Annotated in this window: 20 protein-coding genes; 4 read left to right on the top strand and 16 right to left on the bottom strand. The window is 70.8% G+C overall.

The window, feature by feature from the left end; all coding sequences use genetic code 11:
* Positions 1-251: 251 nt before the first annotated feature.
* From BLTE_RS10905 to BLTE_RS10960, 11 genes are all read right to left on the bottom strand, one after another.
* The gene (locus BLTE_RS10905) at positions 252-926 is read right to left on the bottom strand and encodes a response regulator transcription factor (protein ID WP_126400434.1); all 675 of its coding nucleotides are present in this window, start codon (positions 924-926) and stop codon (positions 252-254) included.
* A 48-nt stretch (positions 927-974) separates the two neighbouring features.
* A complete protein-coding gene (locus tag BLTE_RS10910; protein WP_126400437.1) occupies positions 975-1,475 on the bottom strand; it encodes a hypothetical protein in 501 nt (166 codons plus the stop codon).
* Between the two features lie 465 nt (positions 1,476-1,940).
* Complete coding sequence (locus BLTE_RS10920; protein ID WP_126400440.1) at positions 1,941-2,882, bottom strand: hypothetical protein; 942 nt, start codon at positions 2,880-2,882, stop codon at positions 1,941-1,943.
* A 274-nt stretch (positions 2,883-3,156) separates the two neighbouring features.
* On the bottom strand, positions 3,157-3,555 hold the full coding sequence (locus BLTE_RS10925) for a hypothetical protein (RefSeq protein WP_126400443.1): 399 nt from the start codon (positions 3,553-3,555) through the stop codon (positions 3,157-3,159).
* Complete coding sequence (locus BLTE_RS10930; protein ID WP_126400447.1) at positions 3,552-4,907, bottom strand: phage head spike fiber domain-containing protein; 1,356 nt, start codon at positions 4,905-4,907, stop codon at positions 3,552-3,554. Before BLTE_RS10930 ends, BLTE_RS10925 begins: the two co-directional genes overlap by 4 nt.
* Positions 4,908-4,955: 48 nt before the next feature.
* Complete coding sequence (locus BLTE_RS10935; RefSeq protein WP_126400450.1) at positions 4,956-5,276, bottom strand: spike base protein, RCAP_Rcc01079 family; 321 nt, start codon at positions 5,274-5,276, stop codon at positions 4,956-4,958.
* Positions 5,277-5,565: 289 nt separating this feature from the next.
* Complete coding sequence (locus tag BLTE_RS10940; RefSeq protein ID WP_126400452.1) at positions 5,566-6,264, bottom strand: DUF2793 domain-containing protein; 699 nt, start codon at positions 6,262-6,264, stop codon at positions 5,566-5,568.
* Positions 6,254-10,156, bottom strand: coding sequence for a baseplate multidomain protein megatron (locus tag BLTE_RS10945; RefSeq protein ID WP_126400455.1), 3,903 nt, complete (start codon positions 10,154-10,156; stop codon positions 6,254-6,256). The genes BLTE_RS10940 and BLTE_RS10945 overlap by 11 nt, the downstream gene beginning before the upstream one ends.
* Positions 10,157-10,159: 3 nt before the next feature.
* Entirely contained in the window at positions 10,160-10,591 is a 432-nt protein-coding gene (locus tag BLTE_RS10950; RefSeq protein WP_126400457.1) for an NlpC/P60 family protein, read from the bottom strand.
* 200 nt (positions 10,592-10,791) lie between these two features.
* Entirely contained in the window at positions 10,792-11,685 is an 894-nt protein-coding gene (locus BLTE_RS10955; RefSeq protein WP_126400460.1) for a DUF2163 domain-containing protein, read from the bottom strand.
* Positions 11,682-12,311 (bottom strand): DUF2460 domain-containing protein, encoded by a 630-nt coding sequence (locus BLTE_RS10960; RefSeq protein ID WP_126400463.1) that lies wholly within the window; start codon positions 12,309-12,311, stop codon positions 11,682-11,684. Before BLTE_RS10960 ends, BLTE_RS10955 begins: the two co-directional genes overlap by 4 nt.
* A 368-nt stretch (positions 12,312-12,679) precedes the next feature.
* Here BLTE_RS10960 and BLTE_RS10965 point away from each other — a divergent pair, with 368 nt between their 5' ends.
* On the top strand, positions 12,680-12,928 hold the full coding sequence (locus BLTE_RS10965) for an HP1242/YdcH family protein (RefSeq protein WP_126400466.1): 249 nt from the start codon (positions 12,680-12,682) through the stop codon (positions 12,926-12,928).
* Positions 12,929-12,967: 39 nt separating this feature from the next.
* Here BLTE_RS10965 and BLTE_RS10970 read toward each other — a convergent pair whose 3' ends face one another.
* From BLTE_RS10970 to BLTE_RS10985, 4 genes are read right to left on the bottom strand one after another with little or no spacing between them, the layout of a single operon-like run.
* On the bottom strand, positions 12,968-13,531 hold the full coding sequence (locus BLTE_RS10970) for a phage tail tape measure protein (RefSeq protein WP_126400469.1): 564 nt from the start codon (positions 13,529-13,531) through the stop codon (positions 12,968-12,970).
* Entirely contained in the window at positions 13,531-13,716 is a 186-nt protein-coding gene (locus BLTE_RS10975; RefSeq protein WP_126400471.1) for a phage tail assembly chaperone, read from the bottom strand. The genes BLTE_RS10970 and BLTE_RS10975 overlap by 1 nt, the downstream gene beginning before the upstream one ends.
* Positions 13,695-14,084, bottom strand: a complete 390-nt coding sequence (locus tag BLTE_RS10980; protein WP_126400474.1) for a gene transfer agent family protein — start codon at positions 14,082-14,084, stop codon at positions 13,695-13,697. The genes BLTE_RS10975 and BLTE_RS10980 overlap by 22 nt, the downstream gene beginning before the upstream one ends.
* Before the next feature lie 55 nt (positions 14,085-14,139).
* A complete protein-coding gene (locus BLTE_RS10985) occupies positions 14,140-15,108 on the bottom strand; it encodes an IS110 family RNA-guided transposase (protein WP_126400477.1) in 969 nt (322 codons plus the stop codon).
* 288 nt (positions 15,109-15,396) lie between these two features.
* Here BLTE_RS10985 and BLTE_RS10990 point away from each other — a divergent pair, with 288 nt between their 5' ends.
* Positions 15,397-16,644: a phage major capsid protein gene (locus BLTE_RS10990; RefSeq protein WP_126400480.1), complete on the top strand. Its 1,248-nt coding sequence runs from the start codon at positions 15,397-15,399 to the stop codon at positions 16,642-16,644.
* Positions 16,645-16,760: 116 nt separating this feature from the next.
* Here BLTE_RS10990 and BLTE_RS10995 read toward each other — a convergent pair whose 3' ends face one another.
* Entirely contained in the window at positions 16,761-17,522 is a 762-nt protein-coding gene (locus BLTE_RS10995) for a S1 family peptidase (RefSeq protein ID WP_126400483.1), read from the bottom strand.
* 215 nt (positions 17,523-17,737) lie between these two features.
* Here BLTE_RS10995 and BLTE_RS11000 point away from each other — a divergent pair, with 215 nt between their 5' ends.
* Both BLTE_RS11000 and BLTE_RS11005 read left to right on the top strand, forming a co-directional pair.
* Positions 17,738-18,301 carry a head-tail connector protein gene (locus BLTE_RS11000; RefSeq protein ID WP_126400485.1) on the top strand — a complete coding sequence of 188 codons (564 nt, stop codon included), beginning with the start codon at positions 17,738-17,740 and terminating at the stop codon, positions 18,299-18,301.
* Positions 18,298-18,612, top strand: coding sequence for a phage head closure protein (locus BLTE_RS11005; protein ID WP_126400488.1), 315 nt, complete (start codon positions 18,298-18,300; stop codon positions 18,610-18,612). The genes BLTE_RS11000 and BLTE_RS11005 overlap by 4 nt, the downstream gene beginning before the upstream one ends.
* Positions 18,613-18,692: the final 80 nt, after the last annotated feature.

Here is an 18,692-nt window from a genome sequence, read left to right on the forward strand (position 1 = left end):
GGGGTCAAAAGCCCCGTGCAACTGTTCGGGTTGGCTTGGGACGGACGGCCGCTTCTGCTCGCGACGGCCTCGAAGGCTCACCCGGGATACGGCGTGCCGCCCGCACCGGCTCGGGGTGGCCACCCCGAGCCGGTGCACCCATCAAAGCACAGTTCGCCGTTCCAAGCCGGGATCGCTATCCGGATAAGGCCCCCTTCCTGCACACGGTCCCGGATCGCGGGCCTGCGGCCCTTGTCCGGGACGACGGCCTCTCAATCCCTCATCGCGGCCGGGGCCGTCACCATATAGCCGAGGCCGCGCACGGTCTGGATCACATCGACCCCGAGCTTCTTCCTCAGGCGGCCGACGAACACCTCGATGGTGTTGGAATCGCGGTCGAAATCCTGGTCGTACAGGTGCTCGACGATCTCGGCGCGCGACACCACCCGGCCCTGCTGGTGCATCAGATAGGCGAGCAGCCGGTATTCGTGCGAGGTGAGCCGCACCGGCGCGCCGGCCACCGTGACGCGCCCGGCGCGGGCGTCGAGCCGCACCGGGCCGCACGTGAACTCGCTGGTGGCCTGGCCGGCGGCGCGGCGCAGCAGCGCGCGCAGCCGCGCCAGCACTTCCTCCATGTGGAAAGGCTTGGGCACGTAGTCGTCGGCGCCGGCATCGAAGCCCTGCACCTTCTCGCTCCAGCGGTCGCGGGCGGTGAGGATCAGCACCGGCATGGTGCGGCCGGCCTGCCGCCACGCCTCCAGCACCGAGATGCCGTCCATCTTCGGCAGGCCGAGATCGAGCACGACGGCGTCATAGGTTTCCGTGTCGCCGAGGAACCGGCCCTCCTCGCCGTCATAGGCGCGGTCGACGGCATAGCCCGCCGCCTCCAGCGCGGCGGCGAGCTGGCGGTTGAGATCGGGGTCGTCCTCGATGACAAGCAGGCGCATCCGCGGACTATTGCGCAGCCTTTTCGGCAGGATCGCGACGGCGCGCGGCTATTTCCGGCCCATCACCTCCTTCAGCGTGTGGCCGCCCATCAGGAAGGTGGTGACGATGCCGGCATAAGCGACAAAGGCGGCGAAATCGGTGGTCAGCGTTTCGCCGGTGATCGCCTGCACCACCGGCCCGACCAGAAGCTGCCACAGGCCCAGCACCGGCACCGACCAGCCGGCGAGCCGCCGCCAGCCATAGCCGGTCCAGCCCTCGGACTTCTCGTCGCGCGCAAGCTGGGTGGCGAAGGCGAGCTGGGCATGGGCGTAGGCGATCAGCTCCGGCCCGTACTCGCGCTCGATGCGCTGGACGATCTGGGCTGCGACGGCGGGGTTCTCGTCGATGGCGGCGCCGATCGCCTCCGGCGTCGCCGGCACGCCCAGCGCGCCCCCCAGCGCGCCGCCGATGCGCTCGCCGATGGCGGCGCCGGCCGGCCCGCCGACGAGCCCACCCAGCAGCGAGCCGCCGACCCGGGCGAGCGGTGCGGCAAGAGATGTCCAGTCCATGCCAACTCCCTTTTGTTTGGCGATATCCAATTTGACAAACTCCATATACCATTTTAGATTGTAAACGACTTACGCAACAACTATGGGGTCGGCAATGCCCAGCTCACCTACAGGGTGTTTAAGGACGCAATTCTGAACAGGAGGCAGGTCACCTGTATCTATCAGGGACGGCACAGAGAGATTTGTCCTCACATCCTTGGTCACACTGACGGACACGAGCAGGCGCTGACCTTCCAATTCGGCGGAGAGAGTTCTAGAGGTTTGCCGCCCGGTGGCGAGTGGCGATGCATGGACCTTCGGCAAGTCGAGAACGCAAAGACTCGCGACGGCGAATGGCACACCAACTTTAATTACACACAACATCAGTATTGCGTAAAAATAATAGACATAAAGGCCGATCTGTAAATTTATATTTGAATTATATGTAATAGTTTGCGCGCGACGCGAGACATTGTGGCGCCTCTTTCATTTCGCCGTCTGTGTCCAATCGTCTACGACCGCTGCGGGAAGCGCGACCCGCTCAGCGGCCCAGCGTTCGGCGTTGGCGACCGCGGTGCCGAGGGCCACGGCCGCCCGCCGGTGCCAGCCGCTGCGCCAGGCGAGCCACAGCGCCAACGCCAGCAGCGCCAGCGCCGCGGCCGTCAGTCCGAACGCCATCCAGTCGAAACCCGCCACGGCATCGGCGGGCGCGGTCTCGCCGGCCTGCCGCACGGTCTCGGCGCCGCCGGCCCCTGCCCCCGCCGTCGCGGCCCCGGCGCCGGTGCGCTTCGCCCTGGCCGCGGCGTCGGCGGCCCCGGCTTCGAGATCGGCCTTCGCCGGCAGCGCCGGGGTCGGCGCGCCGCTCGCCGCGTCAAGCGCCAGCACCCGCTGGATCAGCGGCATGACGCCCGGCTGGCGGTCGTCCGCGCCGGGGTCGAACGCGCCGTCGGCGACGTACTTGCCGGCCTGTTGGTGGTTGCTGCCCGCCCAGAGATAGGGCGAGCGCAGGCCGCGTCTGCGATAGCCGAAGCCGTTGTAGCGCTCGGCTTCGAACGCCTGCCGGGCCGGCGACCAATCGGCGATGCGGTGCAGCCCCTTCAGCACGCACAACGCATCGAACGCGCTGTCGGCGAAGCTGAAGGGCGGCGCGGCCGGCGCCGGAAGGCGGCCCGCCGGCACGTGAATGGTGCGGGCCGTGAGCGGATCGCCATTGTGCAGGTGGCGGCCAGTGCGGCAGGAGGACTCGCGCTCCAGCACCGCGCCGAGCCACGGCCACGGCACGCCGGTTCGCGCGGAGGCCGCGAGCAGCATCGGCTTGATCTTGAGGATCCGCCTGGCGGCGGCGTCGATGCGCGCCGGGTCGGTCACGGTCATCGTGGCGCAAAGCCTCTCGGCCTCCGCCCGGTAGGCGTCGGTGAAGGACGTCATGTCGATCTCATGAAAAAGCCGCCCCGAGGGGCGGCGGATCAGGCTAGAGCATTTTCCGCACAAGTGGATACCGGTTGTGCGAAAGAAAATGCGACAAACCAGAAACTTAGAGCGTCCGATCTGATGCAGTCAGATCGGATCACGCTCTAAGGCGCGGACTCTCGGTAGGAAGGCGCAAACGCGAATGGCCGGGACGAAGCCCGGCCATCACGACGTCATACGAACGGCCCGCCTTGGCGGCCGTTGGTGTCAGGTCAAATCCGCAGAAGCCCGGTCACGCCGCCGGCAGCACGAACTCGCTCTGCATGCCCGCCCACACCGGGCTGATGCACATCGGCAGATCGACGTCGTTGGTGGTGCGCTGGCGGATCACCACGCCGGTGTCGCGGTTGCGCATGACGATGGCTTCCGGATTCTCCCACAGCGCCTCGTCGATGCCGTTGGTGGTGACCACCGCATAGACGCCCTCAAGGATCGCCTCGGCCGGATCGTAGGCATAGACCGGGAGGCCGTCATCGGCGACGGCGACCACCGGCGGGGCGATGGCGAGCGGCCCGAGCACGATCCGCTCACCGACCCGCCACGCCGGCGGGCGCGGCGCCTCGCGACATGGAAACATCTCGGCGAGGTCCGTCGCGTCGTCGAAACGGAAAAGCGTGTCGTATTCGCTCATGCCGTGTATCTCGCACTTTCAGCGTTGGTGTCGTCGGCGGTGAGGACGCTCGAGCGGATGGCCCACTCCCTGGCGACGCCGGACATGAAGCCCGCGCCGCCATTGTGGACCTGGCCCAGGCCGATCGCCGCCGGCAGGTCGAAGACGCATCTACGTTCGCTGGCGCCTGCAAAGATTCCGTTAACCGACAATCTGTTGTCGGCGGCCGCCGCACTGAACGTCGCCACCGCGCGGCAGACATTGCCCGCCGCGACGCCCGCCGCAGGGCCGGCGGTGGCCACGCCCTCGCCGTCGCCGACGACGAGCCGCGGACCCCTGGCGGTGCCGTGCGCGCGCAAGGCGAGGCGCGTGCTGCCGGCGTCGTCGATGCCGAGCGCGTAGGCTTCGCCGGCATAGATGGCGTCGAGCGGCACGCCGGGGACGAACTCCGCCACCAGCGTGCCGCTCGTGGGCAGCGAGAGCCCCGAGGTCGGGCAGCGGAAATCGTCGGCGGCGCGGGTGGCGGCGCTGCCGGTGGTCAGGATCGGCGAGGTCGCGGCCGTTCCGACTTCGACTTGCGGGCAGCCGAACTTCAGGGTGAAGTCGATCGCGGCGCCCGGGCCGTTGTTGAAGACGAACATGAACTGGCCGGTTCCCGTCAGCGTTCCCGCGGTCACGGCTGCGCACGAAGAGCGGTTCGACGACAGACGCCCGCTCGTGATCGAAAGCTGCGCGCTGTTGATGTCGGTCTGGCCGCTCGGCGACAGATTGTAGCGCAGCTTCAAGACCCGCGACGTCAGCACGCTCAGCGAGCCGCTTACCAGCTTGATGAACGCCGATGCCGCGTAGGGTGTCGCGGTGAGAAGGCCGAAAATCCCGCCGAACACGATGGTGCCGTAGTTGTCGGCATTCGTGCCGTAGAACCGGATGGTCACGCAGGGAATGCCATCCTCGGTGGCGATCTCGACGATCTCCTTCGTCAGACCTGTGCCGCCGGAGGTCGACCAGCCCGCCGGCAGCGCGCCGCCGGCGCCGAGAATGCCGAGAACGGCCCCCTGCATCGCGCTGTTGGCGATGTGGTTGGTCGCCGCCGGCTCGATGGTCATGCCGGCATCGGTGATGCGCGGCTGGTTGCTCGCAAAGATGTGCACCGCACCGGAGCGGTCGGCGGCCCAGGCCGAGCCGGTGCGCGAATAGGTGAGACAGCCGAGCGCGATCAGCGTCTCGATCGTGCCCTCGACGACGGCACCCGAGCCGAGCCGCACCATGGCGCGGTTGGTGCCGGGCAGGATGCGCAGCACGTCGTCGGGGCGATACCAGGGCGCGCTGCGGCGCCGGGCGAGCGTCGGCAGGTCAAGTCCGGTTCCGAGCATGTCAACCTCGCGCGTCCCGGCGGATGGGTGTCGAGACCGGAATCCGCATCAGACATAGCCCTGCACAATGAGGCCGGCCGGAAAGCCGGTGGCCCGCACCAGCCGCGCGCCGATCGGGATGTCGCAGACGCCGGGCGCCACCGAGATCGGCGTGAGCGTCGCATCGTCGGGCGCGTCGATATCGACGATGCTGAAGGTGGCGAGGCCGTTGGTGAGCGCCACCGTGCTCGGCACCGTCACGCGCAGCGCCCGCACATAGGGATTGAGCTGGTTGGTGTCGTGCGGGGTGATGGTCACCAGCCGGCGGCCCGGCGCCGCCGCCGAGACGGCATTGCGCGCGAACGGATCGCGATCGGCGGAATAGGTCATGGCATGGCTCCTGGGTGAGAGCGAGGGGGAGATTGTCGTCCCGGACCGAGCGCAGCGAGGAGCCGGGACCGTTCGCAGGAAGGGGTGCCTTTTCTTGAGGACGATCCCGGGTCTTCGCGTTGCGAAGCCCGGGATGACGCGACCCGTAGGGCGCAATAGCGACAGCGTATTGCGCCGAGGCGGCAGCGGAAGTGGCGGAATACGCCTTCGCTATTCCGCCCTACCGAGGCTTCGCCTCGCCCGGGATGACGACGCACGAAGTGCGGGATGACGCGGCGCAGGCTGCCGCTCACGCGGCCGGGGCGGTGAAGCCCAGCGCATAGAGCACGAGCCGCACCCTGCCGCCGGTGAAGGCGCCGCCATTGGCGGTGATCACCACCGGCGTGTCGGCATAGAAGCCGGTGGGGCCGATGATGCCGATATTGCTCGCGCCCTCATCGAGGCCGAGCAGGTCGCCGAACTTCGCCGGCTCGCCGGCAATGCCCACCTTGAACGAGGTTGCGCCGGTGATGGCTTGAATCGTGCGCGCCGCAACGCCGAGGCAGGTGCGGCGGCTCTCGATCACCAGCGACGATGTCACCGACGCGCCGGACAAGGTCACCTCCGCCTCGATGGCGTGCAGCGACAGCGCGCCGCCATGCGCGGTGCGGGCAAGGCCCGGCAGCCACGCGCCAGCGAGAAAGCTCAGCACCACGCCCTCGTCGCGCACGAAGGCCTGCCAGCCGTCGCGCGGGGCGATGAAGCGCCAGCCGCCATCCGCAGACACCGCGATGGCGCCGCCCTGCCCGGCCCACTCGCCGGCACCGCCGCCGGCCACCACGAAGCGCTGGCCGTCGGTCGGCGTAGCCGGCGGCGCGGCGAGCGTGCGGCTTTCCACCGCGCACTGCACCAGCGCATCGAGCATCAGCAGCGCCTCGTTGAGCGTGACGTGCTTCTGCGCCTGACCGGCGGCGAGAAACGGCAGTGCGAGATTGGGACTATCGGACATCGCGCGTCACCTCGGCGGCAAGGCCGCGGCCGGCGGTCGCCGACATCTGCACCACGCGCAGCGACAGCGTCGTCTGCGGCGTGCCGAAATCGGCGTGCTCGGATGCGGCGGGATAGAGCACAAACGGCGACGCGGCCTGCAGCGTGCGTTTCACCGCGCCGCCGTCGAGAATGTCGATCTCGTAGGCTTCAACCGCCTCGCCGAGCGGCACCTCGGCGAGGTCGAAGCCGTCGCCACCGATGCGGGTGCGGCGGATCCAGGCGATCGTGATGCCTGCCGCCGTGCGCCGCGCGTTGACGCGCACCGGCGCCAGCGGCTTCAAGGCGACCGCGGTCGGCGTCGCGACCAGCTCGGTCACCGCGTCGTCGGCATGGTCGCGGCCGGCGGGGCCGACGCGCCAGATCACCGGGCGGCCGATGCGGGCGACGTCGCTCTCGACCGCCGTCAGCGCGCGGTCGATCACCACGAACGGCGCGCCGGCCGGCAGCGCTTTCACCGCGTGCTCGGTGCCGAGCTGGCCGCGCAGCAGATGCGACAGGCGATAGATGCCCGCCGCCACCAGCTCGGCGTGCGCGAATTGGATCACCTCCCAGCTGCCGTCCGCGTGCCGGAGCGCCGCGGCATTGCCGCCGTCGAGCACGGACGACTCCGGCAGGGCTGCGAGCGCGCCGCCGGCAAGCTGCACCCGCACCGAATGCGCGCGGTCCCAGCGCCACAGCGGACCGGGCGCGAGATCGTCCAGCGTCTCGCCGACGATCGCCGGCAGCGCCGCCTGGGCCACCGCCTCGAAGCTCGCGCCATCGGTGGAGCGCCACAGCGTCATGGCGCCCGGCCAGGGCGTGGCGAACACCGCCAGATGCTGCAGCACCGGCGGCTCGGCCAGCGCCGGCAGATCGAGCGCATGGACGGCCGGCGGACCGAGCGCGGGGGCCACCTCCGGCGCGCGGGCGCTGCCCGGCCGCACGGCGATGTCGAAGGCGTCGGGGTCGATGCCGCGCGCGCTCACCTGCCGTGCCTCCTCGTCGACGATCGCGGTGATCTCGACGAGGCGTTCCTGGTTGCGATGGACGAGCCGCACCACGTCGCCCGGCATCAGGTCGAGCCGGCTTTTCGGCAGCGCGAAGCTCGCGGTCTCGCGGCCGGCCCAGGCGTCCTGCAGCCAGCGCTCGGCGAGCCGCTCGGCCTCGGCGTCGAAGGTGACGATGGCGAGATCGGCGTGGCTGACGCGGCGGCTCGCACCGACGAGGCGGCGCGAGCGGGCGGCGGCACGGCGGTAGTCGGCCTCGGCGTCGGTGTAGCCGAGGGTGATCTCCAGCGGCAGCTCGCTCTCCTGGCCGCGCACCAGCTTGAGCAGATCGCCCTCTACCGGCAGCACCAGATCGTCTTCGTTGAGGGTCGCCACCGCCTCGCCGCCGCGCGGGCGGAACACCAGCGCCCCGCCCGCTTCCAGCGCCGAGAAGCCGCAGGCCAGCGCCAACGGCTCCAGCGCGTCGCGCGCCGACATCGGCCGGTCGATCACATAGCCGTCGAGACTGCCCTTGAGCGCCGTGGCATCGGCCGCGACATCCCAGCCGGCGAGCACGGCCTCGACCAGCCCATCGAGCGTGGCCTGCCCCAGCCGGCCGGTCAGCCAATGGCCGGTCTCCCAGTTCGGCCCGTCCGACCACACGTCGGTGGCGTGCGGAAACCACGGGTGCGGGCGGGCATCCCAGGTCCACAGATGAACCGCCGCGGGATCAACCATGTGCAGGCCCGCGGGCGAGCGCGGATTGGTGTCGTCGCCGGCGCCGAACGCCGGATCGAATGCCTGAAGCGACACCTCCAGCACGCGGCGCTGGATGAGATCGTCGCGCCGGCCGTTGGAGAACGGCGGCAGCGTGCCCTCCGACGATTTGGCGTCGGGAAAGCAGCTCGGCCGGTTGGCGCCCTTGTCCACCGCCGGGCAGCCAAGCTCGGTGAACCAGATGGGCTTCGACATCGGCACCCAGGCGGTGGGCGTCGAAAGCTCGCTGCCGCCCGCGCGCTCATGGTGGGCATTCATCCACCAGCCAACGAGATCCTTCTGGCGGAACACCCAAGGCTTGCCGAACGCGCCATCGGTGATCGGCGTGCGGATCTGCGCCTGCCGCGCGGCGTCATCGGCATAGAACCAGTCGAACGCCTCGCCGCCGCTTATGTTGGCGGCGAGATAGGTGCGCTCGTGCGGCGTGGCGGCGCGCGCGGAGTCGAGGTGCACGCCGTCGCGCCAGTCGGCAAGCGGCGGGTACCAGTCGATCGCCACCATGTCGATGTCGGGCGAGGCCCACAGCGGATCGAGCGGGAAGCGCACCTCGGCGCCGCTATCGCGCACGTCGGCGCCGTATTCGCTCCAATTGGCGGCGTAGGAGATCTTGGTGCCGCTTCCGGCAAGCTTTTTCACCTCGGCGACGAGCGCGACAAGCTGGTCCACCGCCGGATAGGCGCCGGGGCCCGAGCGCACCCGCGTCAGCGCCTCGAATTCGGAGCCCACCAGGATGGCATCGACGCCGCCCGCGGCCTTGGCCAGCGCCGCGCAGTGCAGCACCATGCGGCGCAGCGTCCTCTCGTTCGGACCGGAATAGGAGACCGCGCTGCCCGAGACCGTGAAATGATCGGCGCGGGCGCTGCCGAACAGCGCCGCCACCTGCGTCGTCGCAGCAGCGGTGCCGTCCGGCGAGCCCGGCCGTCCGGGGGCCGGATCGCAGGTGATGCGGCCGCGCCAGGGAAAAGCGGGCTGCGACGCGCCGCCGGTCCACGGGTCGGCGAGCGTGTTGTCCGCGGCAATGTCCATCATCACGAACGGCACCAGCGTCACCTTCAGCCCGCGCGCCTTCATCTCGGCGATGGCGCGCAGGATCGAGCCGTCGGCGGGCGTGCCGCCGAAGGCCGGGCGGCCGTCCACCCGCGACACCTGCGTGGCGCTGGCGCGAGTGCGGCCCGCCACCGACCACGCGGCGCCGGTGGTCGATTTGCTGGTGCGGTCGACGCGGGGCTCGACGCGGCAGTGGCCGGCGCGCAGATCGGTGCCGAACCAGGTCACCACCAGCGCGATGCGCTCCAGCGCCGGGCAGAGCGCCTGCAGCCGGTCGAGCGACACGACGAGATCGGTGTCGGCGCCCGGCGCGTGGCGGTTCTCGGTCTCGTAGGCGCCGCGACCGACGACGCGGGAGACGGCGCGGGTGTCGTAGCCGAACTCGGTGGCGCCGGGGATCAGCGTCACGGCGCGGATCATGGTCTCCAGCCGGCCGACCGGACGGATGACCTCGACCTGGATCTGCGGAATGCGGTTGCCGAAGGCGGCAAGCGGCAGGCGCTCGAACACCAGATAGGCGAGCCCGCGATAGGCCGGCGCCCCACTCGCCCCCTGCTTGGCGAGGATCAGCGGATCGGGCTCCTGGGTCTCGCTGCCGGGGTGGAGGCGGACGGTCAGCGCCCGCATGTCCAGCGCCTTGCCGTCGGCCCACACCCGGCCGATGCCGGCGACCGGGCCCTCGCAGAGCCCCAGCGCGAAATTGGCGTAGTAGCGATAGGTGGTCTCGGTGGTCTCGACGCTGCTGCCCCCGCCGCCCTTGCCGCCGCTGGTCTCGGTGCGGGTGGAGACCACCTCCTGCAGATTGGTCGCCCAGATCAGCTCGCCCGCCAGCCGCGCGCGGCCATAGAGGCGCGGAATGGCGGCGCCCTCGGTCGAGCCCATCACTTCGAGATCGTCGAGGCGCGGGCCTTCGCTGGCGCGGTGGGTGGTGGTGCCGAACAGCGCCTTGTCGATCAGCCCGCCGCCGAGTCCGCCCAGCGTGCGGCCGAGAACGGCGCCGACCGGCCCGCCGAATGCGGCGCCGATCGCGCCGCCGATCGAGGACAGGATCAGCGAGGCCATGGTTCAGCGCTCCGGAAAGGCGAAGACGAAGGCGAGGCGGCGGCGCCACCACGCGGTGAGCGCGACCTCGGCCACCGCCGCGCCGTCATGGGCGTGAACCATGCGCGCGGGTTCGGTCAGAATGGCCGCGTGCTTGGCCGGCAGGCCGGCGCGCCAGCGGAAGATCAGCACGTCGCCGGGCTGGGCATCGTCGAGCGCGCGCGGCACGAGGTGGCGGCCGGCGGCCTCGGCCAGCGCCTCGCGGCCCGCCGCTTCCGCCCAATCAGGGGTGTAGGCCGGGGCGATCTCGGGCTCGGAGCCGTAAAGCTCGCGCCACACCCCGCGCACCAGGCCGAGGCAATCGCAGCCCACGCCGATGACGGAAGCCTGATGGCGATAGGGTGTGCCGATCCAGCGCCGCGCGGCAGCGACGGCGGCGATGCGGATGGGGGACATGGGAAGACCCTTCAAGGGCTGATGGGGGAGCCGCCGCCTGTCGTTCCCGGCGAGCACCGCGACAGCGGTGCGAGGGAAGGGAACCCACGATCCGCGACGGTCCCAAGGCATTGGTGCGTGTCTGCGAGAGGCCGAGCCCTGGGTCCCCTTCCCTCGCGCGCCTTTGGCGCGCTCGCCGGGGACGACAGCCCTACCGACGCCTACGAACTGCGAGCCCGGCCGTCATTGCCGGGCTCGCCGGCCACCGCATAGCGGATCACCACATCGTTGCCGGGAATGTGCGGAAAGCCGCGGAAATTGACGGCGTTGGCGAAGCGGTCGCGGCAGGTGGAAAAGCGCTTGTCGCAGCCGGCGGAAAGAACGAACGCATCGCCCGCCGCCATCGGCTGCGGCGGCTTCTGCCACAGCGCCAGCGCCACGCCCGCGGCGTCCGTGCGGTGCGTCCGGATCTCGACCGCGAGGCCGGCATTGGCACCGCTTTGCCACACCAGCCGGCCGCCGGTGAACCAGCCATCGGCGAAGGCGGCGAGCCCTCCGGCGAGAAGCCGCGTCGCCGACGACACGGAGGCCACCGTGCCGGCGGCGCGAAACGTGGCGGTCGCCAGATCGACGCCGCAGCGCCCGTCGCCGAGGTCGGCGTCGCAGGCCGCGGTGTAGAGCCGGCCGCGCGTCTCATCGAGCCGGCAGGCAAGGGCGCGCACCTCGACGGTGAAGGCAGCACCGGTGCGCGTCACCTCGCCAAGCTCGCCCGCGCGCAGCAGCACGCGACGCTCCGGCGCACTCCAATCGACCAGCCACAGCTCGATCGTCGCGCCGTCGAAGCGGCCGGCGGCGAGGTCGTCCTCGCTGAGCGTGTCGTCGGCGAGCGCGCCGGCCAGTTCGTGGGCGTCGGCGGCGAAACCGAGAGAACTCGTCACCTCCGAGCCGTCGAACCCGGCGCCGGCACGGCAGAGGATGCCGGCGACGTCGAGGTCGGCGTCGTGCTCGGTGAAGCCCACCACCACGCCGTCGCGCCGCCGCACGATCCAGCAGCGGGCGAGCGTGGTGGCGCCGCCGGCGAGCGCCGCGGCAAGCGTTTCGGGAAGCGTCCTCACAGCCGGATCTCCACCACCGGAATGGACGGGATCTCGCCGGCCGCGAAGGCCGAGAGATCGATGTCGAGCCGGTCGGCATCGAAGCGCACCGGCACGTCGAACAGGAAGCCGGCACTGACCACCACGCCCATGGCCGGGGCAGCGGCGAAGGTGACGAGGCCGGTCGCCGAATCGACCGCGAACCCCGCCGCCTGCGCGACGCCGCCCAGCGCAACCTGCACGCTGCCCGCGACCGGCTTGACGATGGGGCGCACATAGGGCGCGTGCGCGCCGCCATAGGTCTTCACCAGCTGGAAGGCGGTGCGGATTCCATCGCCGACCCCCAGCGGCTGGTCGGTGGCCGCGACCGCCCCGTCCGGCGGGCCGGAGGCATGGTCGAGCCGGTCGCGCCAGCGGAAGCCGTAGAGCCGGCCGCGCCGCTCCTCGAAGAAGGCGACGACGCCGGCCAGCGCCGTCAGCGACTTGACGCCGTAGCCGGCGTTCCAGCGCCGTCGCGAATGCGCCCAGCGGGCGTTGCGCTCCTCGCGGCCGGAGCCGAGCGAGACGATCTCGGTCTTGCGTTCGGGGCCGCCGCGGGCGCCCAGCGCCACATCGAGCGGGAACAGGATGTCGTGGAAGGCGGGCACGTGTTGCTCCCATCCGGAAATCGGCCATGATGCGGGTTTCCGGCCGGTCCCTTCGGGATGCCGGAAGCGGCCTCGCCGAAAATCCTTGATCGGATGAGGATTTTTCGGAGATCGGAATACGGTTCTCCGGCTTGATCAGCCGGAAGCCGTATGATCCATCGCAATGCGGACCCCGCGCGGGCCGCCGCAGACTTCGTGCAATATCCGGAAGATCCTCGGATGATCCGGATTCCGATTCTGGCGGAACCGCCCGTTCGACAAACGGGTTTTCCGCCGGCAGGACTGCGAAACGCCGGCCGTTCCGGCCGGTTTTCGCAACATCTCCGCGCCGCGACCCAATCCGCGCCGCGACACAAGGAGTGCGAGTGATGAGCCACGTTCGCCACGAGCTCGACGAGGAATTCCCCGCCGATGCCGAAACCATCCGCCGCCTGGCCGGCGAGAACGCCGAATTCGCCGCGCTGGCGGAGCGCTATCATCTCGTCAATGGCGAAATTCATCGCATCGAGACTGGCGAAGACCCTGCCTCCGACGTGCGCTGGGAGGATCTGAAGAAGGAGCGGCTGATGCTGAAGGACAGCATCGCCAAGCAGATCACCACCCTCACGAAAGCCTGACAATTACCACTTTAAGGCGAAACCGCCGGCTGCGGACCCTCACAAGGTTCGCTGGCCGCGCGCCACGGCGCGGGCGAGCAGGCTCGCGATCTGCGCCTCCGAGCGGCGGAAACTCGCCGCATCCGCGGTCGTCACATTGACGACGACCGACGCGGGTGCGGCGCCATTCGTATCCGTGCGCACGCCGAGCCGGCCATCGGCGCCGCGCGCCAGCGGCACGATGGCCTCGGCGCCGCTCTCGCCCATCAGGCCAAGCCCCGCCGGCATCGCGAACAGCGACGGTGCGCCGACCACGCCGCCCTTGGCGAAGGCGGTGACCTCGCCTGCACCCGAGGCCGCGAACGCCCCATGCGTCAGGCCGGCGAGGTTCGCGGCGATCAGCTTGCCCGCGGCGTCGGCGCCGATCTTCAGCAGCCGCAGGCCGAGCGTCTTCAGCACGTCGTCGAACGCCTTGCCCTCGGTGGTGGCCGCCTTCATCGCCGTCGAGATGGCGGAGCCGAAGCTGCGGGCGGCGGCGGAGAGATCGGCCATTTCATTGCGCGCATCCGACAGCGTGGCGGTGGCCTCGCGCAGATCGGCCGCGGCGAAATCGTCGTCGTCCATCACGGTCTCCCATCCGGATGATGCGCCATCAGCGCCTCGAGCGTCGCGCGGTCGAGCGGCGGCGGCGCATCGCGCATGAGGGCGCGCGCGGCATGCGCGAGTTCGCACGGCGTCGCCGCCCACACCGCATCCGGCGGCCAGCGCAGCACGCCGAAGGCGAAGCTCAGCCAGCGCCGCCAGGGCACGAGGCCGCGTCCATCGCCCGGACCGCCGCCGGTCCGGGCTGGGGAGGGTTTGGCGCGTCCTCCGGCGCGAAGGTGGCGACGAGAAGATCGGCGGCGAGCCGCACCAGCCCGCGCGCGCCCTCGGGGTGGGTCAGCGCCAGCACCTCTGCCTCGCCGATCGCCTCGCCCGCGCCGCGCAGGCCGGCGCCGATGATGGCCGCGACCTCGCGCGCCGCCAGCCGCCCGCCCTCGAAGCGCGCGGCGAGCGTTGCAAGATCGGGCGCGCCCAGCGCCTGTTCGAGTTCGGCCAGCGCGCCGAGCGTCAGCACCAGGCGCCGGCGGCGGCCGGAGAGCTCCGCCTCGATCTCGCCGCGGTATCGGTTGGGCATGATGGGTCTCGCAAGCTGTCGTCCCGGGCAAGCAGCGAAGCTGCGCGAGCAACTGTCATGCGGTTTTGGGGTCTCGCCAGGGTTTGTTGTCTCGAATCATGGCGTTGAGGATGGTCAGGAGCTTTCGAGCGATGGCGATGAGGGCGACCTTGGCGGGTTTTCCGCGGGCTTTGAGGTCGGCGTAGAGCTGTTTGGCCCACGGGTTCCAGTGGATGGCGGCGAAGGCGGCGAGATAGCAGGCGCGCTTGAGCGCGCGGCGTCCGGCCTCGATATGGGCCGGCCGCCGCGCTTTGCCGCTGTCGTTGCGATAGGGTGCGCAGCCGCCGATGGCACCGGCTTGGCGGGGGGTGAACCGGCCGAGTTCGGGAGCTTCTGCGAGCAGGACGCGGGCCGTCTTGTTGGCGATCCCCGGCACCGAGGTGATGATCTTGGCCTTGGCGTCCATCGCCGGATCGGCGGCGATCAACGCCTCGATGGCCTGTTCGGCCGCGGCGACGGTCTCGCGCAGGGCGGCGATTTCGGCATCGAGCCGGGCGGTGATGGCCGCCAGGGTGGGGTGGGCCTTGCGGTTCTCGAGGCGGCGGATGTCGGCCTCGGCGCGGGTGATTTCGCGCACCCAGGCGGTCAGGTCGCTCTGCGCTTGCGAGGGCTCCGGGAACGGCCGGCAGGGGTGATGCAGCATGAAGGCGCGGATGATGCGGGCGTCGAGCGGATCGCTCTTGGCGCGCTGGCCGCAGGCCTTGGCGAACTGGCGGCAGCGCCAGCTGTCGACCTGCAGCACGGTGAGGCCGGCCTCGCGCAGCACCGCGACCGCCAGGCGTTCATAGCCGCCGGTCGGCTCCAGGCCGGCGGTGGTGAGCCCGGCCTTCACCAGGCGCCTGGCCAAGCGCTGGAGAGCCGCGGGGGTGTTATCGACGCGCTCGACCTTGGTGTCGTCGAAGGCGATGTCGAGCCAGTCCTTGGAGACATCGATGCCCACAAGGTGGGTGGCAAACGGCGTCGGGTGTGGCAGCATGGCAAGCATCCCAGGCTTGGAAGCGGGGTCAAAAGCCCCGTGCAACTGTTCGGGTTGGCTTGGGACGGACGGCCGCTTCTGCTCGCGACGGCCTCGAAGGCTCACCCGGGATACGGCGTGCCGCCCGCACCGGCTCGGGGTGGCCACCCCGAGCCGGTGCACCCATCAAAGCACAGTTCGCCGTTCCAACCCGGGATCGTCATCCGAAGGCAGCACCAATCCTGAATACGGTCCCGGCTCGGCGCTGCGCGCCGTCCGGGACGACGCATCTGACCGTTCAAACCAAAGGATCCGCTCATGACCGTCGCCTCGCCCGAGACCAAGGCCATCACCCCTGAGATGCAGGCCGCGCACGATGCGCTCAACGACACCTTCGCCGCCTATCGCGACGCCAATGACGAGCGGCTCGCGGCGCTGGAGCGGCGTTCGTCCGCCGACGTGCTGAGCGAGGAGAAGGTGGCGCGCATCGACGCCGCGCTGGAGCGCCAGCAGGCGATCCTCGACGAGCTGGCGGTGAAGGCGCGCCGCCCGGCGCTCGGCACCGGCGAGCGCGCGGGCGACGATGCCGCGCGCCGCGAGCACAAGTCGGCGTTCGATGCCTATGTGCGCACCGGCGAGACCGCGGGCCTGAAGCGGCTGGAGAAGAAGGCGCTGTCGGCCGGCACAGGCGCCGACGGCGGCTACACCGTGACCGTCGAGGTCGAGCGCGAGATCGGCCGGCGCCTCGCCGCCATCTCGCCGATCCGCGCCATCTCCGGCGTGCGCGAGATCTCGCTTGGCACCTATCGCAAACCGTTCATGACCACCGGCTTCTCCGCCGGCTGGGTCGCCGAGACCGGCGCCCGCGCCCAGACCAATACGCCCACGCTCGACGAGCTGGCGTTTCCCGCGGCCGAGCTCTACGCCATGCCGGCGGCGACACCGACGCTCTTGGAAGACTCCGCCATCGACATCGAGCAGTGGATCGCCGCGGAAGTGGAGACCGCGTTCGCCGAGCAGGAGGGCACGGCGTTCGTCACCGGCGACGGCAACGGCAAGCCCAAGGGCTTTGTCGCCTGCACCACCGTCGCCAATTCGGCCTGGCAGTGGGGCAAGCTCGGCTTCGTCGCCACCGGCGCCGCCGGGGCGTTCCCGGCGGCCAATCCGTCCGACGTGCTGGTCGATCTGGTCTATGCGCTGCGCGCCGGCTATCGCCAGAACGGCACCTTTGTGATGAACCGCAAGACCCAGAGCGCAGTGCGCAAGTTCAAGGACGCGCAGGGCAACTATCTGTGGCAGCCGCCGGCGAGCGCCGATGGCCGCGCGTCGCTGATGACGTTCCCCATCGTCGAAGCCGAGGACATGCCGGACATCGGCGCGAATGCGCTTGCCATCGCGTTTGGCGATTTCCGCCGCGGCTATCTGGTGGTCGACCGCCAGGGGGTGCGGATTTTGCGCGATCCCTATTCCGCCAAGCCCTACGTGCTGTTCTACACCACCAAGCGCGTCGGCGGCGGCGTGCAGGATTTCGACGCCATCAAGCTGTTGAAGTTCGCCGAGAGTTGACGGGAGCCGTCATCCCGGCGTGAGGTCGGTAGGGCGGAATAGCGAAGCGTATTCCGCCGTTCCTGTTTCGCACCTCGGCGCAATACGCTTCGCTATTCCGCCCTACGTGACCGCCGTCACTCCCCCAGCCGGCCGCCGAGCTTCTTCGCCGCGCCGGGCAGCCAGTCGGCCATCGCGCCGGTGGCGGTGATCGCGCTGGCGGCACCGCAATTGCGCCCGCCGTCGCCGGCGCTCCAGGCGATGATGCCGGCGAGCGCCGGCCGGCCGTTCTCGCTGGTCAGCGCAGCGCCGCCGGAATCGAGATCGCAGGCGCCGGCCGGCTTGCTGCCGGTGGGCGCGAGCTTCACCTGCGCGGTGACGTAGCGCAGCAGCACCGTGGTCGGCACCTGCCGCAGCACGCCGCCGCTGCGCGGATTGCCCTCTTCCGACAGGCCGAAGCCGGCGAGCGTGATCGGCGTGCCCACCGCCGGCAGGCCGGGCGCGCTTGAAAGCGCGATCGGCCGGAACTGCGCGGGCAGGGGGCTGCGGGTGCGCACCAGCGCCACGTCGGGCGAGGGCTTCCGCTGCTGATAGTGCGCGCGGGTCCAGGCCGGGTGGATCGCCGCGCCGTCGATCTCCACCACGGTCGGGGTGGCGCCGCCGCGCACCAGCACGGCGTAGGCGCCGGGCTGGTCGACGCAATGGCCGGCGGTGAGCACCAGATTGCGGCCGACCACCACGCCCGAGCAGGCGCCGTGGTTGGAGACGACCTCGACGAGGTGCGCCTTGAGCGCCGGATCGGCCGGCGCGCCACCGACGATGGCCTGCACCGGCATGACGGCTGCGGGCGTGATGAGGGCGGCCAGCGCCGCGCCGAGAGCAAGCTGTTTCGCGGTCATGTGTTGGTGTGGCGCGCTCCCGTCGCGAAGTCAAATGGCAGTGCGCAAGACGCGCTGTCGCCCCCGGCGAGCACCGCGAAAGCGGTGCGAGGGAAGGGGGCCCATGCACCAAGCCGCGGGCGGCTCTCACCCGCTTGCCGTCCTTGGGTTCCCTTCCCGAACGCCTTCGGCGTTCGCCGGGAACGACCGGTCATGTCCATCCTGGGATTCCTGAAATGCCCCTGTCTCTTCTCACCCCGCCCGCGGCGGAGCCGGTGACGCTTGCCGCGATGAAGACCTATCTGCGCGTCGAGCACGACGACGAGGACGAACTGATCTTGGGCCTCATCGCGGCGGCGCGGCGGGCGTGCGAGGCGGCGACGCGCCGTGTCCTCATCGCCCAGGCCTGGCGGCTCACCCGCGCGCGCTGGCCGCGCGACGGCCAGATCGACGTGGCGCTGGCGCCGCTGATTTCGGTCGTCGCCGCGCGCATCCGCAACGCCGACGGCGGCGAGAGCGCGATCGATGCCGCTCGCTTCCGCGTGGTGGCGGGCGCCGCCCCCGGCCTCATTCTGGCGCGGCATCCGCTGCCCGCGCCGGCAGCCGGCGGCGCCATCGAGATCGACATCACGATCGGCTATGGCATGGAGGCCGCCGCGCTGCCGGCCGATCTGGTCGAGGCGGTGCGCCGTCTCGCCGCCCATTTCTACGACAGTCGCGGCCTGCCGGCGGATGGTGCCGCCGCGCTGCCGGCCGATGTGGCGGCGCTGCTCGCGCCCCATCGCGTGGTGTCGCTGTGACCGCGGCGGCCGATCTTTCCACCCGCCTCGTCATCGAGGCGCCGCACGAGGTGCCGGACGGTGCGGGCGGCGTCACGCGCACCTTCGTCGATGCCGGCCGGCTGTGGGCGAAGCTTGCGCCGCTGGCGATGGACGCGCGGGTGATTGCCGACAGCAGCCTCGGCGTGCTCACCCACCGTGCCACGGTGCGTGCGCGCGCGGAGCTTTCCACCGCGCATCGCCTGCGCCTCGGCGCGCGCCGCTTCCGCATCCGCGCCGTGCGCGACGCTGGCCGCTTCCTTGAGCTGTTGCTGGAAGAGGAGCGGGGGTGATCGCCGATGCGCGGTCGCCCCCGGCGAGCACCGCGAGAGCGGTGCGAGGGAAGGGGGCCCATCGGTTGCGCCGACGCCGA

This window comes from Blastochloris tepida (genome assembly GCF_003966715.1).
Classification (GTDB): domain Bacteria; phylum Pseudomonadota; class Alphaproteobacteria; order Rhizobiales; family Xanthobacteraceae; genus Blastochloris; species Blastochloris tepida.

Bases quoted from the DNA above. Each gene is read 5' to 3' on its own strand.
- BLTE_RS10905 (WP_126400434.1), bottom strand. From the start codon at position 926: ATGCGCCTGCTTGTCATCGAGGACGACCCCGATCTCAACCGCCAGCTC.
- BLTE_RS10910 (WP_126400437.1), bottom strand. From the start codon at position 1,475: ATGGACTGGACATCTCTTGCCGCACCGCTCGCCCGGGTCGGCGGCTCG.
- BLTE_RS10920 (WP_126400440.1), bottom strand. From the start codon at position 2,882: ATGACGTCCTTCACCGACGCCTACCGGGCGGAGGCCGAGAGGCTTTGC.
- BLTE_RS10925 (WP_126400443.1), bottom strand. From the start codon at position 3,555: ATGAGCGAATACGACACGCTTTTCCGTTTCGACGACGCGACGGACCTC.
- BLTE_RS10930 (WP_126400447.1), bottom strand. From the start codon at position 4,907: ATGCTCGGAACCGGACTTGACCTGCCGACGCTCGCCCGGCGCCGCAGC.
- BLTE_RS10935 (WP_126400450.1), bottom strand. From the start codon at position 5,276: ATGACCTATTCCGCCGATCGCGATCCGTTCGCGCGCAATGCCGTCTCG.
- BLTE_RS10940 (WP_126400452.1), bottom strand. From the start codon at position 6,264: ATGTCCGATAGTCCCAATCTCGCACTGCCGTTTCTCGCCGCCGGTCAG.
- BLTE_RS10945 (WP_126400455.1), bottom strand. From the start codon at position 10,156: ATGGCCTCGCTGATCCTGTCCTCGATCGGCGGCGCGATCGGCGCCGCA.
- BLTE_RS10950 (WP_126400457.1), bottom strand. From the start codon at position 10,591: ATGTCCCCCATCCGCATCGCCGCCGTCGCTGCCGCGCGGCGCTGGATC.
- BLTE_RS10965 (WP_126400466.1), top strand. From the start codon at position 12,680: ATGAGCCACGTTCGCCACGAGCTCGACGAGGAATTCCCCGCCGATGCC.
- BLTE_RS10970 (WP_126400469.1), bottom strand. From the start codon at position 13,531: ATGGACGACGACGATTTCGCCGCGGCCGATCTGCGCGAGGCCACCGCC.
- BLTE_RS10980 (WP_126400474.1), bottom strand. From the start codon at position 14,084: ATGCCCAACCGATACCGCGGCGAGATCGAGGCGGAGCTCTCCGGCCGC.
- BLTE_RS10985 (WP_126400477.1), bottom strand. From the start codon at position 15,108: ATGCTTGCCATGCTGCCACACCCGACGCCGTTTGCCACCCACCTTGTG.
- BLTE_RS10990 (WP_126400480.1), top strand. From the start codon at position 15,397: ATGACCGTCGCCTCGCCCGAGACCAAGGCCATCACCCCTGAGATGCAG.
- BLTE_RS10995 (WP_126400483.1), bottom strand. From the start codon at position 17,522: ATGACCGCGAAACAGCTTGCTCTCGGCGCGGCGCTGGCCGCCCTCATC.
- BLTE_RS11000 (WP_126400485.1), top strand. From the start codon at position 17,738: ATGCCCCTGTCTCTTCTCACCCCGCCCGCGGCGGAGCCGGTGACGCTT.